We start from the raw sequence: 15,561 nt of genomic DNA on the forward strand, positions 1-15,561 counted from the left end.
TCTATCCTTTCCGTCCAAATGCCCGAACCCTGTCACCAATCAAGTCTGTTTCCAGACCATATTTTCTATCGCTTGGCCAACCACAGCATCGGGTCCACGGCATCGGACCCTTCACGTAGTTCAAAGTATAATGTATTTTCGCCGATCATGCCCGTATCTCCGGTTTCTCCGATCGCCTGCCCTTCCGTGACACGTTCCCCGACTTTTGCCAAAATCCTCGAGGCGTGGGCATAGAGCGAGAAAAATCCGTTCGTATGATCCATGATTATAACCAGTCCGTACCCTTTCAACCAGTCGGCATAGACCACGGTGCCCGGCATGACGGAATGGATAAAACTGCCCTCCACCGTCCTGATTTCGATACCCTTCCGTTGCACATAGGTATTGAACGTCGGATGTTTTTGCCGGCCGAAGAACGACACGACCTGCCCATCTGCCGGCCAGGGCAACGCACCCTTGGCTCCGCGCGGAACCGCCGGCGCGGTCGGCGGCCGCATTGCCATGGCCTTCCGGCGCGTCTCCAATTCATGCAGGAGGCTATCAACCCGAGAGGCAGACCGTTCAAGCTCTTCGGCCGCCCGGCTGAACGATTCTTTCTCCTGCGTGATCTTGGTGAAATAGACCTTCTTCTCTTTCTGCAGCGAGCGGATGTCGGAAAGCTTTTTCTCTGTCGCCTCCTTATACGCCAACATTCCCGCGCGAGCTTCCGCCCGTTGCCGCTCCGCCTGCTCCATCCGTCCGACATCGGCTCGAAACGTCCCCATTAACTCAAAATCTTTTTGAGACACCGCCGAGAGATATTGCAATCGCCGTTGAAAATCACCGTAGGAGTCCGCCGACAACAATGTCTTCACATAGCCGGCCCGCCCCTCCATATATTGCACACGGAGCCGAGCCAGAATGGCCTCGCGACGCTCCTGGATGCTGCCACGTATCGCCCCGAGCTGTTCGGTGATCGAATCGATCTCACGATCCTTTTTCTGGAGCTTCTTGTTGATCTCCTGATGTTCCTGGCGGGTCCGTACCAATCGTTCATCAAGCGTTTGAATCCCCTGGAGCACGGACTCCCGCTTTTTCTCCGCTTCGTCCGCCCGTTTTCGTTTCTCCTCGATTTTATCTTTCAGCTGTTCCAGCGTCTTCCGTTCACGCTCAATTTTTTCAGAAATCGGATCGCCCGCCGCCCTGGCAGAACTCGTCGCACCGACACACAGGACCAGGCAACCGGCCAATGTAAGTACGTGTGCGCCCCTCATGCCCGCCCGTCTCCAAACCGCCGGAGCGACACGAAACTGCCGGCAAACCCAAGACCGATCCCGACCAAAACCAGCGCCAGACAGACGGAGAGAGGGAAAAAGGTAATCATGTGTTCGATGCCGCTCAATCGGCCGGTTGAACTGATCTGTTGACGAAACAGCTCGAATCCACCTTTTAGAATCAGTAGTGACAACGCACTTCCGCAGGCGCCCAGCACCGCGCCTTCGAGCAGATACGGAATGCGGATGAACCACCGGGTGGCGCCGATCAGCCGTAAGATCTCCACTTCCTCCCGCCGTGAAAACAGTGTCAGCCTGATGGTGTTGCCGATAATCGTCACTGCGGCGGTCGAGAGAATTACTCCGACACCGATGGCGATCAGCTCGATATACCGAATGAGCCCTGCCAACGCATCAATCCATTCTTGACTGTAATCGACCTTCGCCACCCCCCCTATCGTGCGGACCCGCTCCGTCCACCGCTTCACCGCATCGGGGGATCGAAATTGCGAAGCCAGCGTCACCACAAACGAAGCCGGGAGCGGGTTTTGCCCCAATCCTTCCAGCAGATGGGAATCGGCTGGAAACTGGGCGCGAAACTCACCCAATGCCTGTTCCTTTGAAATAAATACCGCGGCCGCCACCATCCGATCCGCCTTCAATCGACCTTCCAGCTCAATTACGGCTTCCCGGGTAAGCTGGTCATCCAGATAGACCATGATCTTGATGTCTTCTTGGAGCCAGCCTGCGGCGCTCCGCAGATTCACGTAAAGCAGCAGAAAAATCCCGACACAGGACAGCGTAAAGGCCGTCGTCAGAATCGCCACGACGGTCGTTGTGCGGTTCGCTCGCATATTGGCCCAGGCTTCACGGAGCAGATAGAACAATCGTCTCATACGCCCACCTGTACGGCATGAGCGGGAGCCGGAACCATGACGCCTTCCTGAAGGACAATCACACGACGGTTGATCTGCGCCATAACTTGAGGGTCATGGGTCGCAACAATGACGGTCGTGCCTCGCGCATTGATGAGCTTAAACAGCTCAATAATTTCTGCCGTCCGCTCGGGATCCAGATTGCCCGTCGGCTCATCGGCAAGCAGCACGATCGGCCCATTCACAATCGCCCGGGCAATGCAGACGCGCTGTTGCTCACCGGCGGACAGGCTGGTTGGAAACTGATCCTTCTTGTGGTCGACTCCGACCGCCCGCAATGCCTCCGTCACCTTTCGACGAATATCGACCGACGACGCCCCTTGCACAATCAACGGCAAGGCGACATTTTCAAAGACCGACTTCTTCGACAACAGACGAAAATCCTGAAACACCGTCCCGACCTTTCGGCGAAGAAAGGGAATCTCAGATTTTTTCAACTTCGTGACATTCTTTCCCTGAACAAAGATTTGCCCTTCGTCAGGATTCTCGGCAGCAATCAACATGCGCAGCAAGGTCGACTTCCCGGCCCCGCTCGGCCCCATCAACAAGACAAACTCCCCCTTCTCGATATCGAGCGTGAGATCGGAGAGCGCCGGGCGGCGATCATATGTTTTCGAGACGTGAATCAGTTGAATCATCGCATCCATCATACTTATCTACAGAATACTGCTACCAGCCCGCTTGATCCGATACCTCAAACGCATGCTCGATATGCTCGATCTGAAATGAGGACTCCGCATCCCCCTGCACTAAGACGACATCGAATCGACAAACTCGATCGCTCAAATGGCGCTGGGCCAGGTACTGTCCTGCCAACCGGATCAACTTGGCTTGTTTCCGCCGATCTACCGCCAGGAGCGCACCGCCGAACGCTCCGGTGGTTCGTGCTTTGACTTCAACAAACACCAACACACCGTGATCATCGGCAACCAGATCAAGCTCGCCGATCGTGGTCCGAAGGTTCCGTTCCAGAATCGCATAGCCCTTCCGGCGTAAAAACTGCTCGGCGCTTGTTTCACTGTCCTGACCGAATTGGTGGCGAGGATCACGCATCGTCTCCGCCCTCATGGTTGCAATGCCCCACAGGCAGGCGCATTCAACACCGCCGACACAGGCGCAAAGGTTCGTCGATGGATCGGGGATGGGCCGTACTCAGCCAGACGAGTCAAATGTTCCTCCGTGCCGTACCCTTTATGGGACAGGAAATTATACTGCGGGTAGGTCTCATGGAACTGAATCATCAACCGATCCCGCGTGACTTTGGCCACAATCGACGCAGCCGCGATGGACAACGACAGGGCGTCGCCCTTGATGATCGGACGAATGGGCATCGCCATCCCTGCAAGGGACACGGCATCGATCAACACGTAATCAGGAGCGGGCGAGATTTCGGCAAGCGCCCGGCGCATCGCCAGCTTGGTCGCTTCGAGGATATTGATCCGGTCGATCTCTTCCGCCGTCGATGACCCGACGCCGACCGAGACGGCCCGATCCATAATCTCGGCATACAGCCGATCGCGCTCTGATACGGATAGTTGCTTGGAGTCGTCCGCCCCGATCAGGCGACAACGAACGGGAAGAATCACGGCCGCGGCGACGACCGGGCCAGCCAGGGGACCCCGACCGGCTTCGTCGACGCCGGCGATGCGGCGATACCCGCACCGCCGGGCCTCTTGCTCAAATTCCTCGGTAGGTCCCAACCGGCATGTCCTCCGACTTGCGAGACCGACTCAGAGGTATGGGTGCGGCTGAATGACGGCCACCCGATCAGGCCCTTAGGCCTTGGCCGCCGCCGCTTTTGCCGCTGCCGCAGCTTTCCCCTCACCCACAAACTCGCGTTCTTCAACCTTGGCGAACTTGCCCTTCTTGGACCGGAGATAGTAGAGCTTGGCGCGACGCACACGGCCCTGACGCACCACATCCACCTTGGTCACGATCGGCGAGTGCACCGGGAAAATTCGCTCGACCCCGACGCCATAGGAGACCTTGCGGACGGTAAATGTTTCCGTATTCAAGGTTCCTTTACGAGCGATCACCGCTCCCTCGTAGACCTGAATGCGTTCCTTTTCACCCTCCACGACTTTCACATGGACCCGCACCGTATCGCCCACTTCAAACTTAGGCGGCGTGGCTTTGGTGAATGACTGCTGAAGACGTTCTAACCGATTCATGATGCTCTCCCTTTCCTTCCATCAAACGGGCGTCGAGACAACGCCCTCGCTAATAATCTCACTCAGTAACCGTTGATCTTCACGACTCAAACTGCGATCCCGGATGAGGTCCGGACGCCGCGCATAGGTGCTGCGCAAGGCCTGCTTCCTGCGCCAGAGACGAATGGCTTCATGATGCCCGGAGAGCAGCACCTCGGGAACCCCCATGCCTCGCACGTCGGCAGGCCTGGTGTAGTGCGGGTATTCCAGGAGTGAATCCGAAAAAGACTCTTCGACCACGGACTCCGGGTCACCCAGCACGCCCGGCACCAATCGAGTGGCGGCGTCAATCAAAACCAAGGCCGGCAATTCGCCTCCGGTCAAAATATAGTCGCCGACCGAAACCTCTTCCGGCTGGAGCGCCTCGCGAACCCGCTCATCAACTCCTTCATAGTGCCCGCAGAGAATGACGATCCGGCGAGGCTCGGCGGCCAGGTCTTTCGCATAGTCCTGCGTGAAGGCTCGCCCCTGGGGCGAAGGAAACATCAAACGAATCTCTTCACCGGTGGATTGGGCACTGGCACGCAACGCATCCACCGCGCGCAGGATCGGCTCCGCCTTCATGACCATCCCCGCACCGCCGCCATAGGGAACATCGTCCGCAACCTTGTGGCGATCCAGCGTGTAGTCACGAAGATTATGCGCCTGGATGGCCAGCAATCCCTTCTCTTGCGCGCGCTTGAGCATGCTATGCCCCACCGCCTGCAGAATCATTTCGGGAAACAATGTCAGAACATCGATGCGCAACACGTCACGCTCCCAACCCTTCGATCATGTGTACGGTCATCACCCGCTGCTGTAAATCAACGGCCACAACCAAATCTCGCGCTGCGGGGATGAGCGTTTCCTTGCTCCCGTCCTGCACCACAAACACATGATTGCCGGTTAATTCCCAGATGTCGGTCAACGTCCCAATACCGTTCCCCTGTTCATCCTGCACGCGCAAACCTATGAGATCGCATTCATAATACTGTCCCTGCGGCAACGGGGGCGCACTCCCTTTCGGGATTTGAATCAACCCGCCACGCCATTGCCCGGCCTCCTCGGGAGATGTCAATCCTTCAAGCGCAAGGATATACCCCTGCCCCGCAGGACGAACCTGCGTCACCCGCGTGTCCCAGGTCTTGCCACTAGTCGCCAGGAGACTCACCGCTCCCAATGACTCCAATCGACCGGGCACGTCGCTGAGTGAACGAACTTTCACCTCGCCTCTGACGCCGAACGATCGTTCGATCCGTCCTACTGTTACCAGCTCGACCAGTGCGGCCACCATGGTCCCTAGGCCTTCTTCTTCGCCGCTTTCTCTGCTTCAAACTGCTTCCAGAGACCGGACCGGCGCAACAAGGTCCGCACGGTCACCGAAGGCTGGGCTCCATGATGCAACCAGGTCAACACCCGGTCCTGCTTCACATCCGGAAGACCCTGTTCCTTGAGCGGGTCGAAAATGCCGAGAATTTCCAGGAACCGCCCGTCGCGGGCCTTCCGGGAATCCGCCGCTACCAACCGATACATCGGCCGCTTGTGTCTGCCTGTCCGAGCCAATCTGAGATGAACTGCCACGACTGCCCTCCTTTGAAAAACCGTCCAACACGGTGAATGAATAAATCTCGCTACATGGAGCGCATGAGTTGGGCCAATTGGCGCCGCCCCCCTGTCCCCGTCATGGCCTTTGCCAATTTCTTCGCCGACAAGAATTGCTTGATCAGGCGATTCACGTCCTGCACACTCGCGCCGCTACCGCGAGCAATCCGCTTCTTCCGGCTGCCGTTGATGATGGTATGGTCACGCCGCTCACGAGTCGTCATCGAGTCGATCATCGCCGTGACCCGCTTCATCTCGCGCTCCGGCTTATCCCCCTCGATCACACTCTTCAACTTCTGTCCGCCCGGCAACATGCCGAGAATCTGCTCCAGCGAGCCCAGCTTGTTCATCTGAGCCATCTGCTTGCGAAAATCCTCAAGCGTAAAGCTATTACTGGTCAGGCGCTGCTGCGCCTCTTCGGCCTGTTCCTGCGTAAACGTCGCTTGCGCCTTTTCGATCAGCGAAAGGACGTCGCCCATCCCGAGGATTCGGGAAGCCATCCGATCGGGATGAAAAACTTCCAGGGCATCCAGTTTTTCGCCCATACCGAGAAACTTAATCGGCTTACCGGTGACTGCACGGATGGATAAGACCGCTCCACCACGAGCATCACCTTCGACCTTCGTTAGGATCACCCCGGTGAGACCCACCTTCTGATCGAACTGGGTGGCCATCGTGACGGCATCCTGACCCGTCATCGCATCGGCCACCAGCAGGATTTCATGCGGCGTCACCGCCGTCTTCACGGCAACCAGCTCTCCCATCAACCCGTCATCAATGTGCAGACGACCGCCGGTATCAAGGACGACCAGGTCAAATCCCTGCTCGCGTCCACGCTCGACCCCGGCCTGGCAGATCCGCACGACGTCCGACTGAGTGGCCTGCGCATTGTCGACGCGATGAACATCAATTCCAAGATCACGGCCAAGACTGCTGAGCTGATCGCCAGCCGCAGGTCGACGCGGGTCCGCAGCGACTAAGAGCACCCGCTTCCCCTGGCCCTTGAAAAGCCGGGCCAGCTTCCCGCAGGTCGTCGTTTTTCCGGCGCCTTGCAACCCGACCATCATCACCACGGTGGGCGGTTGAGAATGGAGGGCCAAACCCGCCTTCTCACGGCCCATCATGTCACAGAGCTCATCCCACACCACCTTAACGACCTGATGACCAGGCGTCAGGCTTTGCAGCACTTCCTGCCCGACCGCTTTAACGCGAACCCGTTCGATGAAATCCTTGACGATCTTGAAGTTCACATCGGCTTCGAGCAACGCCAGCCGGACTTCCTTCAAGGCTTCGCCGATATTCTGCTCCGTAAGCACGCCTTGCCCACGAAGCTTCTTCAGGATTTTCTCGAACTTATCGCTCAGTGCATCCAGCATGGGGCCCCAAAGAAAAAGGCAACCGAAGTCTCAATCAAGTTCTCCGATTGCCTCGTAAAACCTAAAGAAAGAGCATCGGGCAGTGTATAGAAACCGGTCCGGCGAAGTCAAGATATCCGAAGCCATCGGATTTGTTGACAGACCCGACACCATCCGATATGGTGCCCTCAGTCGACTTCGGTTGGATCTACATCAGGGAGCGTACATAGCGCGTGAGAAAGTCACCCTGGGTTCTTCTCATTTTCGTACTCATCGGCGGGCTACTCGGCGGAATTCTTGGAGAAATTCTGCATGTGATGGCACCGCAGGGTAACATTCAGAGCATCTTCTCCACGCATTTCACCCCTGGAATCAGCCCTCCCCTCACGATCGACCTGGTGCTCATCAAGTTCACGATCGGATTCAGTATCAAGGTGAACTTACTGAGCATCCTTGGCATGTTTATCGGAGTCTACCTGTACAAGCACGTTTAAGCCTTCAGATCCAAATCCTTCAGCCTCAATGCCCTGATCTGATTGCGCAATTCTGCTGCACGCTCAAACGCCAGCTCCTTGGCTGCCGCCTTCATCTCGCCTTCCAACCGAAGAATCACCTGCCCCACGGTTTCGTCTTTGCCGTAGGGCTCCATGGTCTCGGCCGCCAGATCCAGATGGACATAATCCAGCTCGGCTACCGCATACTCCAACGCAGGAATCTCTTTCTTAATACTGGCCGGGGTAATCCCATGGGCTGAGTTATACTCAGCCTGGATCAGACGCCGGCGAGTCGTCTCTCCCATGGCGACTTTCATCGACTCTGTGATGATATCGCCATAAAACACCACGCGCCCCTCAACATTTCTTGCCGCACGCCCGGCCGTTTGAATCAGAGACCGATAGGATCGCAGATAGCCCTCCTTGTCAGCATCAAGAATAGCCACCAGCGTCACCTCGGGTAGATCCAGCCCTTCCCGCAGGAGATTGATCCCCACCAGCACGTCGAATACTCCCCGGCGCAAGTCGCGGATGATCTCCGCCCGTTCCAGCGTTTTGATATCGGAATGTAGGTACCGCACCTTCACCCCCAACTCGTGATAGTACTCGCTGAGATCTTCCGCCATCCGCTTTGTGAGGGTCGTCACTAATACGCGACCGCCTTTGGCTACCTCTTTTCTCACCTCTCCTAGGAGATGATCCACTTGTCCCTTTGCCGGTTGCACCTCAATGCAGGGATCCATCAACCCGGTCGGCCGAATAATCTGCTCGACCACCGCACCCGCCGCATGCTCCAGCTCGTAGTTCCCCAGCGTCGCCGATACATAGACCACCTGGTTCAGGATCCGCTCGAACTCCTCGAACTTGAGCGGCCGGTTATCGATGGCGGAGGGCAGGCGAAACCCGTAGTCCACCAGCGTCCGCTTCCGTGAATAGTCACCCGCATACATCCCGCCCACCTGTGAAACCGTGGCATGCGACTCATCGATGATCATGAGAAAGTCTTTGGGGAAGTAGTCGATGAGCGTCGGAGGAGCCTCACCAGGCGCCCGGCCGCTCAGATGGCGCGAATAGTTTTCGATGCCGTGGCAGTACCCCATGGCGCGGATCATTTCGAGGTCGAACTTCGTCCGCTGCGCGATGCGCTGCGCCTCGACCAGCTGCTTGTGCTTCTGAAAATAGAGGACGCGCTCATCGAGCTCTTCCTCAATCCCGGTGATCGCTCGCTCGTACCGATCCGGCGCAATCAAATAGTGGGTATTGGGATAGATCGGCACTTTGGGTAATTTGCCCAGCGATTTCCCGGTCAGCGGATCGATCTCGTGGATCGCATCGATCACGTCGCCGAACAGTTCGATTCGAACCGAAACCGCATCGCTGGCAGCCGGGAATATTTCAATGACATCCCCGCGCGCACGGAACGTCCCGCGATGAAAATCGACATCATTCCGCGCATATTGAATCTCGACAAGCTTCGCCAAAATCTTCTCGCGCCGAATTTCCATCCCCACTTCGAGATACAACAACATGCCATGGTAGATCTCCGGCGAACCCAGGCCGTAAATGCACGAGACCGACGAGACGATGATGACGTCGTTCCGCTCTAACAAGGACCGGGTCGCCGAGTGGCGCATCTGATCGATCGCGTCGTTGATCGACGCATCCTTGGCAATGTAGGTATCCGTCTGGGGAAGGTAGGCTTCCGGCTGGTAGTAGTCGTAGTAACTGATGAAGTACTCGACGGCGTTCTGCGGGAAAAACTGTTTGAACTCCTGGTACAACTGCCCGGCCAAGGTCTTGTTATGCACAAGCACGAGCGTCGGCTTCTGAACCTGCTCGATCAGGTTCGCCATCGTAAAGGTCTTGCCTGATCCGGTCACTCCGAGAAGGGCTTGATGCTTTCTGCCGGCACGAACGCCGGTCGTCAGCTTGGCAATCGCCTCGGGCTGATGACCACAGGGATGAAACGGGGCTTCGAGCTTGAACTGCGGCACAGGGACCTCCGGCGGTCATCTTATCAAAGACACCGTATCTGCACGACCGGCGCAGGGAGCGAGGAATAAAAAAGGGCTGCCGGAAATTCCGGCAGCCCTTTCATGTACTAAGGGGTCGTGACCGGTTTAGTACCGACCGCCGCCACCACCACCGAATCCGCCACGCCCACCACCGCCGCCGCCACCGGAACGGGGCTCTTGAGGACGGGCTTCATTCACAGTCAATGTCCGGCCGCCGAGCTGGGTGCCGTTCAACGCGGTAATCGCCGCCTGCGCTTCGCTGTCCCCCGACATCTCCACGAAACCGAATCCACGGGACTGGCCCGTGAACTTGTCCGTGATGATGCGTGACGACGTCACGGCTCCGTGCACAGCGAACAAATCGCTCAGCTGTTGCTCGGTTGTTGAGTAGGGCAATCCACCGACGTAAATCTTCGAACCCATGGGGTTCCTCCTTTGAGAAAATGGTGTTGTGTTGGACTCGAGAACGGAGGAAGGAAGGAATGGGCCGAAGACGTCAACACAGCGGCGGCTTAGCTCTGGCTTCCGATCAAATTCCCGGGCACAACCATAACAACATCGATTCAGGCCTTGTCACATTCAATGCTTGATTGCCAGGCCTCTCGCAATCAAGCAAGGCGATGCTACTCCAGCAAACTGAGAAAAGGCAAGCAGAGAATCAATTGGCTCATAGCGATATCCCGTTTAATAGGCGGCCGGTGAAGAAAGTGGCCGATGAGAGAACAGGGGCACTGCATGCAACGTGTCGAAAAACCAGGATGTTTCCCCTTGCATCACCACGCCGACTTGACCGGTCCCCAGCATCTGATCCTCTACCGAGAGCACCAATACTCCGTCGACAAATGCCTCGATAAAATCTTTGCTGACAATCGTGTTCCGCTGAACCCGAAGACTATGCCAATCGATGGGTTTCAGCGTCACGGCTGTCTGGCCCAATATCGTGACCACTCCCTCAATCATACGGATGACCTGTGCACGCTTTGCTCCAAACTCGACGAGAGCCGCATAAAAGTTTTGTGCATCCCGCAAGGCAAACACAAATCCGCCTACACCGGCCACTCCATCGGCTGACCGAATACGCATCGTGAGATCCGGATACTCATATTCAAGTCCCTGCGCGATCAGCAGCCGGAAGCAGGTGCTATCCTCGCAGGCAGACGTCCCCATCACCACATTCGGAGCGGACGGGGCTGTGTCATCGGCTTCTACCGACCAGCTCGCCGAGACCCCAGCCCCAGAGGACAGCGGAACAAAACCTCCAGGGATGCTTTTGGTTACATCCTTGTCGAATGTCCACTTATGGAAGAGGCCGCCGGTCGCCTGCTGCTTCAGATTCGCTTCCTTCTCCTCATGGTTCTCACGAGGGACCGCCGACACCGGCGCAACCCCCACCAAGAGAACCACCGCCACACAGAGACTGAGCGACAGCGTTGCTCGAATGTTCTGAGCTATCACACGCATGGTCCTGAGAACCTCCCGCTTGATCATTTCTGATCCACCAGCTATGGCTTCGAACCCGTCTCAGAGTTCTGCCGCATGCTTACAATATCTCGCTGCAACCGATCCCGCTCGGCCAAAATCCGCTTCCGCCGCTGCCAACGATCCCACGTCCACCATCGAAGCTTCTGGGCAAACGTCACGGACGGAGGGGCCGAGCTACCGCCTGGAGCATGCTGAAAATCATACCCCTGATGATCGCCGCGGTTTTCGAAAAATCGCTTATAGAGGTGCTCGTACAGGCCCTGTCCAGATCCGCCGCCAGCCACAGGCACTCCTTTCTACAAAAGCGATTCCAATTGAGCGCTCTCCGTCACCGGCGCCGAGCAGGTGAACTGCTGGCAGACATACGCGGTCGCCTGCCCGTTCACGCTCACCTTCCCCGCCGCCAAAGGTAGCTCGCCCTCTTTTCCCCGTCGTGCCTCGTCAATGACCAGGAGAATCTTGTTCGGCACATACCGCTGATGCAAAGTGGCCAAGAGCGATTCCGTCTGCGGATTGCCCCGCGCCCCGACGATTACCACTTCTTTCGGCTTGGATAAGGACAAATCCAACCCGCAGAGAAGCCCGGACGCCCCATAGGCATTCTGATCCATCAACTGGGAAAACACCCGCAACGTCAGCTCGGCGCGATCATAATACGTCCGTTCTCCCGTCAAAGAAAAGAGGCGAATCAGCACCTGCACCGCCACCGCATTGCCGGACGGCATCGCGCTATCCGTGCCGGACTTCATCCGATGGATGAGAACCTCGTGGTCCTTGGCCGTGAAAAAGAACCCGCCAAGGCCTTCGTCCCAGAAGTGCGTCAGCATACCATCCGCCACGACCTGAGCCTGTTCCAAATACCAGCTATGTGACGTCGTCTCGAAGGCATCGAGTAACGCCGCCGCCAGATAGGCATAGTCATCAAGATAGCCGGCAATCCGCCCGCTCCCGCCCGCGACCGTGCGGGACACGCGACCCTCGGCAATCGCGTAGTCGATCAGGAACGTCAGAGCCTGCTCGGCTGACGACAAGTACCACGGAGTCCCAAAGGTCTGATACGCATCAAGAAAGGCCGAGACCGCGAGAGCATTCCAGCTCGTGAGAATATTCTCATCCCGTTGGGGCTTCACTCGCTGCTCGCGGGCAGCCAACAGTTTCTTCCTGGCCGGGCGCAGGGTCGCTTCAAGCTGCTCCTGAGCCTCAGCGGACAATCCCGCAGCTCCCAGCCGATTCAAGACCGTCTTCCCTTCGAAATTGCCGCCGTCCGTTACGCCATAGGCGCGGCAGAACATCTCGCCCAACTCCTGTCCAAGCACGGCCAGAATTTCCGCCTGGTCCCAGATAAAGAACCGGCCTTCCTCACCTTCACTATCGGCGTCCTGCGCAGCGAAAAAGGCTCCGTCCGCATGCGCCAGTTCCCGACGCGTCCATTCGAGCGTCTCTTCGACCACCTGGCGGAACCGCGCCTCTTTCGTCAGCCGCCAGCCATCGAGATAGATGCGAACCAATTGTGCATTGTCATAGAGCATCTTTTCGAAATGCGGGATGAGCCACTGCCCATCGACCGAATACCGGTGGAACCCGCCGCCGAGATGATCGTAGATCCCGCCGGCCGCCATCTTTCGCAACTGCAGCAAGACCTTCTCTTGAGCCGTCACGTCCTTCGAGCGATAGGTGTGGCGCAACAATAGGCTGAGCGGGGGCACCGTGGGGAATTTCGGCCCTTCTCCGAATCCGCCGTTGACCGGATCGAAAAACAGCCCAAGATCCTTGACCCCGTCGACCAGCAACGCGTCCGTCAGCGGCTCCTGAGAGGGCTGATGTAAACTCACCCGGGCCAAACCGGCCTTGACCCGCTCGACATTTTTCTCCACGTCATCCCGATGATTCCGATAGGCATCCAGCACACCCTGCAAGACTTGCGGGAACCCCGGCAAATTATGTCGCGACACCGGAGGGAAGTAGGTCCCGCCGTAAAACGGCTCCTGATCCGGCGTGAGGAACATCGTCAGCGGCCAGCCGCCTCCCCGCCCAAGAAATACCTGCGCGGCCTTCTGATAAATATCATCGAGATCAGGACGCTCTTCCCGATCCACCTTCACGCTCACAAAGTATTCATTGAGCACGGCCGCAATCTCACGATTCTCGAAACACTCGTGAGACATGACATGGCACCAGTGGCAGGCCGAGTAGCCGATCGACAGGAGGATCGGCTTATCTTCAGCCTTGGCCTTCGCCAACGCCTCCGGCCCCCAGGCGTACCAGTCGACAGGATTCAGCGCATGCTGCCTGAGATAGGGGCTGGATTCAGTGATGAGACGGTTGGGAAACGAATCGGCCTGCGTCATGGTGTTTCGTATCAACATTCTCCGTGACGAATAGTACCTGGCTCAACCCCGCGGTGCAACCCGCTTGGCCCCCTGTGCTATCATCTTTGTCGGAATCACGCCGAGCGGGGTAACGACATGACGAGCAGCCGGACCATATCATTTATTGCAACCTGCCGCATGGCCCTGTGTCTCATCATCTTGTGTCTGATCCATGCCGAACCAGTGCCGGCGCAGTCATCCGACGCAGGACTGCAGGCCTCCCTGAACACCCTCTCAACCGAACGGATGCTGGCCGACATTCAAGCATTGAGCGCGCCCGCATTCAATGGACGCCTGGCCGGCAGCGACGACGATGTGCGATCGGCCCGCTGGGTGGCACAGGAAATAGCCGCAGCAAATCTACAACTCCCCCCTATCATGAACGGCTCGCTCATCTTTCCCTTTGTCAGCGGAAAGCATGGCACACCGCTCGGCGTGATGGCTTCGATCATCCCAACGTCAACGATCCAGCCGGATCCGGAACTTCGAATCGGCAGCGCCGGCCAAATGACCGTCTCCAATCTCGGCGCCGACTATCTGCCGGTATTCGACTCGCCTTCTGCTTACATCCAAAGCCGCATCATCTTCGTGGGGTACGGAATCGTTGATCCCACTCGCGGCATCGATGACTATGCAGGTGTGGATGTCGCCAATCGCATCGTCCTCTTCCTGCGCGGCAAACCGGATCACTACCCGAAACCCGTCAGCCATGCCGACAAGGTTCGATTCGCACGAGACCGCGGCGCCCTCGCCTACCTGACCGCGACAGGGCCTATTCTCAATTCCTATGACGCTCGACGCGGTGTTACGGGAAGACCCAGCGCGTTCTACGGGCAACTCCCTCCCGATCACGCCATCCCCGGCACATGGATCAGCACGGCGCTCGCAGAGCGGGTCCTTGCCACGCCGAGCGACGCAAACCGCCTTCGACATCTTCAGGAACAGCTCAATAAGGAGGCTTCGGCCCGCGCAGCGCAAACAGATCACTACGCCGCGCTCCGCTGGAACACCGTGACCCAGGAGGGACTCCTGACGAACGTGATCGGTCTGCTCTCCGGAACCGGTCCGGACGCGATCATCATCGGCGCCCATCGCGATCACTTCGGCAGGCCGGCCGGATTGCTCTTCCCCGGTGCCGACGACAACGCCTCAGGCACCGCCGTAATGTTGGAAGTGGCCCGCGCCCTAGCGAAATCAGGCATGCGCCCGCAGCGCACGATCCTCTTTGTCTCCTTCAGCGGCGAAGAGCGAGACCTGCTCGGCTCACGCCTCTACGTCACCCGCCCAGTCGTGCCCCTCGCCTCAACCAAGGCCATGATCAACATCGACCATGCCGGGATCGGCAACGGACGATTGACGGTCGGCGTGACAGGGCTCGAGAAAACTGTGGCGCAGCAGGCGGGAGAGCCAGCTGGTCTCGCATCCAAGCTTGATGTATTTGGATTCTTCCCCGGCGGCGACCATGTCCCGTTTAAAGAAGCGGGCGTACCAACTGTTACCGTCGTCAGCGGCGGGGCCCATCCCCACTATCATCAGCCGACCGATACAATCGACACCATCGATCCCGACGTGCTCATGACAACCGCGCGCTACGTCCTGTCATTGGCATGGCAACTGGCGAACGAACAATAATGACTGGCATGAGGCTAGGGGCAAGGGGCTTGGGATAAGAGAATGATTCTGCTATTCGCAGGAGAAAACTTCTTGCCTCTAGCCCATCGCCCCGTGCCCTAGGAGCCTGTCCGAGTAATGGCTGACCATGCGTGACAAGACGTAGATTCACGGCAGGACCAGCAGCGATTCGGTCCGCCGCCGAAGGGTGTGGCCGATACGTGTGCCAATGAGTGGAATTGTGATCGGTTTGGGG

At 57.8% G+C, this 15,561-nt stretch carries 17 protein-coding genes; 2 read left to right on the top strand and 15 right to left on the bottom strand.

Annotated features, from left to right (window positions below; all coding sequences use genetic code 11):
• Positions 1 to 65 precede the first annotated feature (65 nt).
• The 10 genes from Q8N04_06190 to ffh form a co-directional block, all read right to left on the bottom strand.
• On the bottom strand, positions 66 to 1,253 hold the full coding sequence (locus Q8N04_06190) for a peptidoglycan DD-metalloendopeptidase family protein (protein MDP3090249.1): 1,188 nt from the start codon (positions 1,251 to 1,253) through the stop codon (positions 66 to 68).
• Positions 1,250 to 2,149, bottom strand: a complete 900-nt coding sequence (ftsX, locus tag Q8N04_06195; protein ID MDP3090250.1) for a permease-like cell division protein FtsX — start codon at positions 2,147 to 2,149, stop codon at positions 1,250 to 1,252. The genes Q8N04_06190 and ftsX overlap by 4 nt, the downstream gene beginning before the upstream one ends.
• Complete coding sequence (ftsE, locus tag Q8N04_06200; GenBank protein ID MDP3090251.1) at positions 2,146 to 2,826, bottom strand: cell division ATP-binding protein FtsE; 681 nt, start codon at positions 2,824 to 2,826, stop codon at positions 2,146 to 2,148. The genes ftsX and ftsE overlap by 4 nt, the downstream gene beginning before the upstream one ends.
• A gap of 31 nt (positions 2,827 to 2,857) precedes the next feature.
• Positions 2,858 to 3,241, bottom strand: coding sequence for a YraN family protein (locus tag Q8N04_06205; protein MDP3090252.1), 384 nt, complete (start codon positions 3,239 to 3,241; stop codon positions 2,858 to 2,860).
• 11 nt (positions 3,242 to 3,252) lie between these two features.
• Positions 3,253 to 3,888, bottom strand: a complete 636-nt coding sequence (locus tag Q8N04_06210) for a ribonuclease HII (protein MDP3090253.1) — start codon at positions 3,886 to 3,888, stop codon at positions 3,253 to 3,255.
• 75 nt (positions 3,889 to 3,963) lie between these two features.
• Complete coding sequence (gene rplS / locus Q8N04_06215) at positions 3,964 to 4,359, bottom strand: 50S ribosomal protein L19 (GenBank protein ID MDP3090254.1); 396 nt, start codon at positions 4,357 to 4,359, stop codon at positions 3,964 to 3,966.
• Between the two features lie 21 nt (positions 4,360 to 4,380).
• A complete protein-coding gene (gene trmD / locus Q8N04_06220) occupies positions 4,381 to 5,148 on the bottom strand; it encodes a tRNA (guanosine(37)-N1)-methyltransferase TrmD (GenBank protein MDP3090255.1) in 768 nt (255 codons plus the stop codon).
• Position 5,149: 1 nt separating this feature from the next.
• Positions 5,150 to 5,671, bottom strand: a complete 522-nt coding sequence (gene rimM, locus Q8N04_06225; protein MDP3090256.1) for a ribosome maturation factor RimM — start codon at positions 5,669 to 5,671, stop codon at positions 5,150 to 5,152.
• A 5-nt stretch (positions 5,672 to 5,676) separates the two neighbouring features.
• Complete coding sequence (rpsP, locus tag Q8N04_06230; protein MDP3090257.1) at positions 5,677 to 5,958, bottom strand: 30S ribosomal protein S16; 282 nt, start codon at positions 5,956 to 5,958, stop codon at positions 5,677 to 5,679.
• 50 nt (positions 5,959 to 6,008) lie between these two features.
• Positions 6,009 to 7,355, bottom strand: coding sequence for a signal recognition particle protein (gene ffh, locus Q8N04_06235; GenBank protein MDP3090258.1), 1,347 nt, complete (start codon positions 7,353 to 7,355; stop codon positions 6,009 to 6,011).
• Positions 7,356 to 7,567: 212 nt separating this feature from the next.
• Between ffh and Q8N04_06240 the strand changes: the two genes are divergently transcribed.
• Positions 7,568 to 7,828, top strand: coding sequence for a DUF4321 domain-containing protein (locus tag Q8N04_06240; protein MDP3090259.1), 261 nt, complete (start codon positions 7,568 to 7,570; stop codon positions 7,826 to 7,828).
• On the opposite strand, the gene uvrB is transcribed toward Q8N04_06240, so the two are convergent.
• The 5 genes from uvrB to Q8N04_06265 all read right to left on the bottom strand — a co-directional run bounded on the left by uvrB (position 7,825) and on the right by Q8N04_06265 (position 13,673).
• On the bottom strand, positions 7,825 to 9,822 hold the full coding sequence (gene uvrB, locus Q8N04_06245; protein ID MDP3090260.1) for an excinuclease ABC subunit UvrB: 1,998 nt from the start codon (positions 9,820 to 9,822) through the stop codon (positions 7,825 to 7,827). The two genes, Q8N04_06240 and uvrB, sit on opposite strands and share 4 nt — an antisense overlap.
• Before the next feature lie 126 nt (positions 9,823 to 9,948).
• The gene (locus tag Q8N04_06250; protein ID MDP3090261.1) at positions 9,949 to 10,266 is read right to left on the bottom strand and encodes an RNA-binding protein; all 318 of its coding nucleotides are present in this window, start codon (positions 10,264 to 10,266) and stop codon (positions 9,949 to 9,951) included.
• Between the two features lie 261 nt (positions 10,267 to 10,527).
• Positions 10,528 to 11,298 carry a hypothetical protein gene (locus tag Q8N04_06255; protein MDP3090262.1) on the bottom strand — a complete coding sequence of 257 codons (771 nt, stop codon included), beginning with the start codon at positions 11,296 to 11,298 and terminating at the stop codon, positions 10,528 to 10,530.
• A gap of 47 nt (positions 11,299 to 11,345) precedes the next feature.
• Positions 11,346 to 11,609, bottom strand: a complete 264-nt coding sequence (locus tag Q8N04_06260) for a hypothetical protein (protein ID MDP3090263.1) — start codon at positions 11,607 to 11,609, stop codon at positions 11,346 to 11,348.
• 12 nt (positions 11,610 to 11,621) lie between these two features.
• Complete coding sequence (locus tag Q8N04_06265) at positions 11,622 to 13,673, bottom strand: thioredoxin domain-containing protein (protein MDP3090264.1); 2,052 nt, start codon at positions 13,671 to 13,673, stop codon at positions 11,622 to 11,624.
• A 117-nt stretch (positions 13,674 to 13,790) separates the two neighbouring features.
• Here Q8N04_06265 and Q8N04_06270 point away from each other — a divergent pair, with 117 nt between their 5' ends.
• Positions 13,791 to 15,326: a M20/M25/M40 family metallo-hydrolase gene (locus Q8N04_06270; GenBank protein MDP3090265.1), complete on the top strand. Its 1,536-nt coding sequence runs from the start codon at positions 13,791 to 13,793 to the stop codon at positions 15,324 to 15,326.
• The last annotated feature ends 235 nt before the right edge of the window (positions 15,327 to 15,561 follow it).

The sequence above is a fragment of the Nitrospira sp. genome, assembly GCA_030692565.1.
GTDB lineage: Bacteria > Nitrospirota > Nitrospiria > Nitrospirales > Nitrospiraceae > Nitrospira_D.

What these genes read in the sequence shown, in the direction of transcription:
- Q8N04_06270 (MDP3090265.1), top strand. Translation starts at nt 13,791, where the DNA reads ATGACGAGCAGCCGGACCATATCATTTATTGCAACCTGCCGCATGGCC.
- Q8N04_06265 (MDP3090264.1), bottom strand. Translation starts at nt 13,673, where the DNA reads ATGACGCAGGCCGATTCGTTTCCCAACCGTCTCATCACTGAATCCAGC.
- ffh (MDP3090258.1), bottom strand. Translation starts at nt 7,355, where the DNA reads ATGCTGGATGCACTGAGCGATAAGTTCGAGAAAATCCTGAAGAAGCTT.
- Q8N04_06250 (MDP3090261.1), bottom strand. Translation starts at nt 10,266, where the DNA reads ATGGGTTCGAAGATTTACGTCGGTGGATTGCCCTACTCAACAACCGAG.
- ftsX (MDP3090250.1), bottom strand. Translation starts at nt 2,149, where the DNA reads ATGAGACGATTGTTCTATCTGCTCCGTGAAGCCTGGGCCAATATGCGA.
- Q8N04_06205 (MDP3090252.1), bottom strand. Translation starts at nt 3,241, where the DNA reads ATGCGTGATCCTCGCCACCAATTCGGTCAGGACAGTGAAACAAGCGCC.
- ftsE (MDP3090251.1), bottom strand. Translation starts at nt 2,826, where the DNA reads ATGATTCAACTGATTCACGTCTCGAAAACATATGATCGCCGCCCGGCG.
- rplS (MDP3090254.1), bottom strand. Translation starts at nt 4,359, where the DNA reads ATGAATCGGTTAGAACGTCTTCAGCAGTCATTCACCAAAGCCACGCCG.
- Q8N04_06190 (MDP3090249.1), bottom strand. Translation starts at nt 1,253, where the DNA reads ATGAGGGGCGCACACGTACTTACATTGGCCGGTTGCCTGGTCCTGTGT.
- rimM (MDP3090256.1), bottom strand. Translation starts at nt 5,671, where the DNA reads ATGGTGGCCGCACTGGTCGAGCTGGTAACAGTAGGACGGATCGAACGA.